This is a genomic window from Natronococcus jeotgali DSM 18795 (assembly GCF_000337695.1).
GTDB lineage: Archaea > Halobacteriota > Halobacteria > Halobacteriales > Natrialbaceae > Natronococcus > Natronococcus jeotgali.
The window spans coordinates 19,710-27,012 of the sequence record NZ_AOIA01000154.1; the positions used below are offsets into that span (position 1 = coordinate 19,710).

5 protein-coding genes and 1 pseudogene are annotated in these 7,303 nt (G+C 49.5%); all 6 read left to right on the plus strand.

What is annotated here, in order from left to right:
- The first annotated feature begins 526 nt into the window (after positions 1–526).
- The gene (gene cas6, locus C492_RS23210; protein ID WP_338042174.1) at positions 527–1,243 is read left to right on the plus strand and encodes a CRISPR-associated endoribonuclease Cas6; all 717 of its coding nucleotides are present in this window, start codon (positions 527–529) and stop codon (positions 1,241–1,243) included.
- Complete coding sequence (locus C492_RS23945) at positions 1,244–3,181, plus strand: hypothetical protein (protein ID WP_152424956.1); 1,938 nt, start codon at positions 1,244–1,246, stop codon at positions 3,179–3,181.
- Between the two features lie 21 nt (positions 3,182–3,202).
- Positions 3,203–4,126 (plus strand): CRISPR-associated regulatory protein, DevR family, encoded by a 924-nt coding sequence (locus C492_RS18475; protein ID WP_008426405.1) that lies wholly within the window; start codon positions 3,203–3,205, stop codon positions 4,124–4,126.
- A gap of 2 nt (positions 4,127–4,128) precedes the next feature.
- Positions 4,129–4,857, plus strand: a complete 729-nt coding sequence (gene cas5 / locus C492_RS23215) for a CRISPR-associated protein Cas5 (protein WP_083898878.1) — start codon at positions 4,129–4,131, stop codon at positions 4,855–4,857.
- Positions 4,850–6,760, plus strand: coding sequence for a CRISPR-associated helicase Cas3' (cas3, locus tag C492_RS23220; RefSeq protein ID WP_160167009.1), 1,911 nt, complete (start codon positions 4,850–4,852; stop codon positions 6,758–6,760). The genes cas5 and cas3 overlap by 8 nt, the downstream gene beginning before the upstream one ends.
- Positions 6,761–6,802: 42 nt before the next feature.
- Positions 6,803–7,303 (plus strand): annotated as a pseudogene (locus C492_RS25970) (hypothetical protein); the annotation flags it as partial.

The following is a 7,303-nucleotide window of genomic DNA, read 5'->3' on the forward strand; positions in this document are numbered from 1 at the left end:
GTGGTTCAACATCCTCAACTCCAGCTGCAAGCGCACAAAAAACAGTTCATATCACGGCCATTCTTATCCGAGTCAAATTTCAGTTGCCTGTCAGCATCAAACGCCGCGCCACGATCTACATCCTACCCACAGGAATGAGGAGAGCATCAAGAACCAACACGAACGAATCCTTGGAAAGAGGCTCGCCACCATCGTCCCACGACCATCCAACGTACAAAACAACTAATTCTATCCGAATGTAAATTTTAATATACACTCATTAGTTACGATAAGAACAACATAGAGAAACTCGAACAAGACGATAAGTCAGAGATTGAGAAGGATGAACCGTAGGGCTGGAACAATAATGAAATGGAGTTCTGGTACCGCTTCTACTTGTTCTCACTAACAATAGAACGTAGCGGGCTAAATACCTAACCCACAAACTCACTTATTAATTTCCGAGTAGGCTATATTTCCGAATTATACATATTTATGTATCGGCAGGCAAATATCAGATATAGAGGTGAGGTAGATTCGATTACATATTTTCGCTGATGGTGAAGCGACACGGTTTCATTTACCATGGAACTACCATTTGAGCATCCAGTCATTCATTTATGATGCGCTCAACACGCATGCACCAGAGTTAGCAACAAAGCTCCATCAACTGGAACATGCCCCACCATTTTCGTACAGCGAATTTCTTCAGACTGGTCCATACCAACCAACTGATAGTGGCCTCTCTGTCCAACGAGGATACTGGATTATCAACAGCGACAAACCAGACTTGATAGATGCAGTAGCCAATTCGGCACTTAATGAAAACCTCACCGTTGGCCATACAACCATCCCGGTTACTGCAACAGACATAGAAACTATCGAGCCAGTTGAAGAAACGGTATATCGAACTCTTAGTCCAGTATGTGTTAGTCACTACGTCGATGAGAATCGAATATATCTTGAACCACAGGATACCATGTGGGGCGCTCGTATCTACAAAAATGTCCGTGAGCGGATGAAAAACACATGTGGCTTACCAGACAACTTCAAATTTAGTATAGACGAAATTCACTGGTGGAAGCCGAAGAGTCTGCAGGTCGCTAGCGAAGCCTACGTTCCATCTGCACGGTTTGAAGCAACTATTCGGGCAGATGAGAAAACAAGCAAGTTCATTCAGAAACAGGGACTCGGAGAGCGGACCGGCATGGGATTCGGTTGTATTATGCCGAAGTCAGAGACCCCAGATGATTGGAGGGCATAAGTGACAGAACAAACGGGACTGGATGACTGGCCAACACGCTCATCCAACGAAACCAGTACATTGGAATCACCGGAGAAACCTCTCCCATTGGAGATTCCTGAAACGGAACGTGAGTCACAGGTATTATTCCGGTTTACCAGCGATGAGTTCGTTAATGAAGGAGCCGCTGAATTAGGGCGGCTCCTTGCTGAAGAGAGTCTCGTAACGATTGAACCGGATGCAATTATCCTCACCGATGGCGCCGATCCAGAGGACATTATCAGTCGTATCCACACTCATATCAAATCCAATCTGGCGAACACGCATCAGCGCAATGCGCGAGCGTACCAGATTAACCGCGAGCTGGAGGAGAAGGGAAAGGACCATACCGATAACCGTTGGGTATCGGAACCGACGATTCCGTTTCCGAATACGGATGATGTAGATTTCGGTCCGTATTCCTTTAGTAGCCGAGGTCAGGATGAGACAATCTATCCTGATGATGCTGTTGACGGTGAGGCGCTTGAATCGAACGGACTAGACCCAGATATTGTTGGCAACGAGGCTGAGGACTTATTCAAGTTCAGCGGGTTATATGTTGGAAATCCGCGTGCGGACAGACTTGAGAACACTCTCCCAACACTTCGTGCCTATGTTGAAGAACTCAGGTCGGGATTCGGAGACACAGATGCTGACAACCACCGCTGTATGATATGTGGATCGGATCAGTTTCCATCACGCTCTGGATCAGAGGAGAACCCAGAGTACAATCAGGCGTTCAATCTCTGGACAACCACATCTGGATCGCCACGGTCACTTGGGCAGTCCTTAGACTCCTCATGGAAAGGAAGATGCGTTGCCTGCCTTGTTACTGGGTTCTTCTACACGATTATGGAGAAGCCAGTTCGCCAACTCGATACGAGTCTATATCGGGTGTTCGCGCCAGTCGGGGATTTCGAGACGCTTCTTCGGGTTCGACGTGCATATGCTGAAACCAGCCTGCTAGGGTCACTCGATAACGCAAGTGACGCCTCAAAGAACCTGGGGCAGATACGCACTGACTCTGCTGGCTTTCAAGTGCTGGATTTCTTCAGCGAAATCCGTCGGCATGCGAACGTGAAACAGACAGACGGAATTCGGACGCTTAACGAGCGTCTCCCGACTGCAGTTCGCATGTTTGATTCCACTCCTATGAAATCCGGGCGACCCATCAGGGGGATTGGTGGGTTCGATCAGGTGGCTGTCGGGGCGTGGATATACGAACTTGTTGATGAACGAGGTGATAGTACGGATGAACCATTCTCCTATGAGGGGGAATCAGGGACGTACTGGCCGTTCAGTGCCGTCCTGAGTTGGTATGCAAGCATCGAACTACCGGGTAAAAACTCGGTCACACATGAACAAGACGTGCTTGCGTATGGACTTCTTGAACGGGACCTACAACGAGTCGAAGATGGAGTATTCCATATCCTTAAGATAATCCATCAAAACAGAGAGGAAGTCACAGCACACGGTGTTCTGCCGCGTGATTCCACTCATCACTACTTCGCGACAATCATGAGACAAGCACACCAGACCGAAACAGATGAACAGGTCAGCGACGACGTAATGGAAAGCATCCAGCGACTTGGCAAGGCCGTTGGTCGTGCCTTCCATGATCGGAAGGACATCGGCGTCCTCTCATCGCTGAAAAACGCCAATACATACGACGAATTTCTCGTTGCACTAGAGGATGCCGCCCTTGAAGTGCAGAAGCGCCGCACAGAAGATAGCGACCGGGCCGAGGCAGGCTGGTACGAGTCTGAGGACATTGACCGATTCCTCATGCTTCTAAATCAGTCTTCGAATTTTGCCTCAGCAAAACGGATGTTTGTCATCCATGTGTGTCTGGAAGCGCAGCGGATTGAACGAGCAAGCCAATACAACGAAGAAAACAGCACCGAATCAAACAACGAATAACTACCCCACAAACCCCTACCAATGGTTAAACAAATCAGTTTCACGTCACTGACGCACGGTCGGCTCGGCAACCACAACGCAGGCGATTCCAGCGGCAACACTTCCACACTCAAAACATACGGGAACCGTCCCTATATCAGTGGCCAGTCCTTCCGCCATGCAACCCGAACCGCTCTCTACCACCAAACCGAAGACGGCGTTGACTGCAACCCGAAACACGCCTGCGGAGATATTGAGAGCTGTAAAATCTGCGACCTCTTTGGGTATATGAACATGGACCTCGCAGATGCAGACGAGGACATCAACCCGAAACGATACAGCCCACTCAAAGTCTCAGCGAACCTCGGCGTCTACGACACCCCACAGACCTCTGACCTAATCACGCAGTACGACGTAGATGAGTCTGAGAACAAGATGGCGCACCGCCAGATGACCGAGAACGTCTATTTCGGCGCGGTATCCATTGACCTGCAGGCTATCGGCACACGCGAAAAAGAAAACGTAGACAACGACAAAGAATACTACGAACAGTATCACCGAGAACTAAATTCGGTCATCAGCGACGAACAGCGAACCGAGCGTGCAAAAGAATTAGTGCGGTCAATCCAGCACGCGATCAAATTCGCAGGTCAAGCACGGCACATGGCCGACTTCATGCCAGACCTGCTACTCGCATCTGGAAGCGATACATACACGCACCGTCTCACTAACGCGCTGCATGTCTCATCCGACGGCGAACTCAACATCAACGCCCTCAGATACAACCTGCAGGACGTAACGAACATGGGTGGCGAAGTCTGGATCGGTACGTCCTATAATCCAGAAGTCATCACGAACTGGGATGAAATAGTTGATCTTACTGACGAACTCGACAATGTTCAGCATGCCGGATCGGTCTCGGACTGTTACGATACAGTATGCAGTACAATTAATAACGCGATGTAACTATGACTGGAACAGGCCGTATCGTTCAGGCAACACTTGATGTTCCAGTCGAGTGTGCGTTCCATAAGGCTGGCGCAGTGAATGGGCTACCCACGTCCCCCGTTCCGCCAGTAACGACGATCCGGGGAATGCTGTATAATGCGCTTGGCCGTCCGTCGTTACTCTTGCAAGACCGGTATTCACCGGGACTGATGGAGAAAGAGGATCGTGAACAGGAAGAAAAGCGCCGAGAACAATTTCGAGAGAACATCCGTATCGGGCTATCCAAAAGGACTGGCGAAGAGAAGGTCCATACGCATCTGCTATCTCGGCATCAATTACAGGATCGGCGCAAAAGTGATGATAAGCGATATAAGAAATATGTAGCAAATACGGATACCCTCATTCAACCGAAGTTCAAACTGTTTCTGGGTGGTCCCGAAGAGGCGCTTCCGCCCCTAAAGAACGCTCTCGAAGACCCGGTTCGGCCATTGTCCCTCGGTCGCTCAGATGACCTTGTAGATGTCCGTGACGTAGCCATGGTCAAGGTGGAACACGTTGAAAAACAAGCCAGCCTCTCATGTGTCGTTCCAGGGGGTAACGATGACCCAGAAATGCTTCCAGTCGTTCCTGAAACGTTCGGAAGCTACGGTGCTGTCAATGGTTCAGTGAAACTCGTCTCGGTATCCGGTGGCGAGGTAGATTCCTACTACAAAACTAACGATGGTGAACGCTTCGTCTTCATTGACTGAGAGAGACCAGCTCTTAGCCAAAACCAAGCCGCGTCCGAGTGGCGAAGAGTTGTTTAGCCATATGAGTGATGTAGCTAATGCCGCTGAACAAATTGTCGATACACCAGCTACAGAACGCCTTATTCAGCCGTACCCGGTGTCATTGGACGATATAATTTGCCTAGTTCGGCGTGGAGCGTTACTGCATGATACCGGGAAGGCGCATCCAGACTGGCAAGCAGAGGCCCAGAGAACTATTCAAGGCCGCCGAAACGGTCCGCTTCCACATCACAGTGCCCGAAGTGCAGCATATACATTTGAATCATTGCGGCATGTCCCACTTGATCTTTCAGCTGATGATACTGAACCGTATGAAGTGGCGCTGACACTGGCGGTTCTACATCATCATACGAATTTATCGCAGGAACGAATGTTGATGAAAAACGATGACACCGTTCGGCCTGATGCTAAGCATCAGGAAATGGTTGATGCGTTAGCCCGTCATGTGTCGTCGTCAACAGTGACTATTCCCGATGTATATCCGGTAGAGACTACGATTACAGATAATACACGTGTATTCCTTGACAACATCAGAACGCATTATAACCCCGGAACAGACAAATACGATCTTGTTGGTGCCCTTACAACCCTCATTCGGTCAGCCATCCGGCAAGCCGATATACATGTCAGCTCGGGCGGTTCTGTTCCACTTCCCAAGACCTTGAACGCAGCAAACATCAACTTATTTTCCTCACTTCGTCCGTATCAGCAAAAGATCGATACTATCTCTCATACGATCTGTCTCGGATTAGCAGGGTGCGGAGAAGGAAAGACACATAGTGCGTGTCAGTGGGGACAGGAAATGATTGAGCAGGGCGCGGCAGATCGACTCGTGTTTGCTATGCCGACACAAGTAACAGGCAACAACCTCTATCAAACTTTGAACAAAGAGCGGATAGCGGATGATGTCGGTCTATATCATAGTGGTAGTGAATTAGCTCTTGAGGAGATTAACGACGAGCAAAGAGAAGTTGCTGAATACTTTCCTGAACGCTCCCGGCGGTGGTTTCAAGCGCCAGTCACAGTGTGTACTGTTGATCACGTACTGAGGACACTACTGAACGCATATCCTGATGCCGCAACTGCAAAAGCGAATCTCTTGCGGAGTGCTATTGTCTTTGACGAGATGCATGTGTACGACCTGCATCTTGTCGGGAATATTCTCGGAGCAATGCAGATGTTTAACAAGAATGACGTCCCGTGGTATGTGATGACAGCAACACTACCCGAGCAAATTCAGCAGACATTCCCACTTGACGATGCCGCTCGAATCGTTAGTGAAGGAGTCGATGATCAACGCCGTGTTCGGCAACCATTCACCGTAGAAACCAAGCCTCAAAAACTCGATACAGCCGATGTAATAGACTACATCGGTACTTCCGGTATGAGCCGAATTATGGTGGTCAAAAATACGGTGTCTGAAGCCCGCAATCTTGCTCAAGCATTGACTGATGTGACGAACGCTTCTGTTACCTATTACAGCAGTGAATTTCCCAATATTGATCGCAGTCGGAAGGAAACAGAAATACAAGAGACGTTCGGGACTGATGCTGGCGAGGCTGAACGAACACACGTCTTAGTGACGACGCAAGTGTGTGAGATCAGTCTGGATTTATCAGCTGATGTGCTTCTCACGGACATTGCACCGATGGACGCCATTATCCAGCGTGCAGGTCGGTTGCACCGGAAAGGACATGCTCCGGTCAGTGAAAATTGCTCTTGTCAGCAGTGTTCGCGAAAACACGACTCGCTTTCGTACAGATGTATCGTATTTTCACCATTGGATCAAGTTACATGTCTATATCCATATGCTAGCGAAGAAGGAACTGACAGTTGGACAGTCGGTACTTCCCGACTGGTGTGAGAGCTGGAGCTAAAGCGTTGGTCTCATGAGGAAGATGTCTGGTTGAGTGAATGTGTTCAGTATCCCNAGCCAGACGGTGTTCTTTCGGATTCGGACGTGAAAGATTTAGCGGAAGACGTCATCTGCCAGCTCCCCTTGCCAGGGATCGAGGGCTCGTCCCTCGATCCCGGCGATATCTGGACTGTTGTCATTCTTGCAGCAGTCAATCAGACGTCCATCTGGGAGACATGCAAGGACAACGACAACGCTGCCTGTGATGATACTGTCATGGACTGGCTACATACGCTCAACCGAGAGTGGCTTGANACGACAACGCTGCCTGTGATGATACTGTCATGGACTGGCTACATACGCTCAACCGAGAGTGGCTTGAGCGGGTTGCTAACCGCCTTCTCAGGGAGTTAGCGATGACGATCCTCGACCCTGATCGGTCGAGGATCGTCTCCATTGACTTCGTCGATAACCCCTACCACGGAACGTACGCCGATGAAGAAGGTGAACTCTGTCGCATGCACGCCAAAGACGGAACAACGACGTGCCACC

Excerpts from the sequence above, each read along its gene's own strand:
- C492_RS18475 (WP_008426405.1), top strand. The coding sequence starts at position 3,203 with ATGGTTAAACAAATCAGTTTCACGTCACTGACGCACGGTCGGCTCGGC.
- cas5 (WP_083898878.1), top strand. The coding sequence starts at position 4,129 with ATGACTGGAACAGGCCGTATCGTTCAGGCAACACTTGATGTTCCAGTC.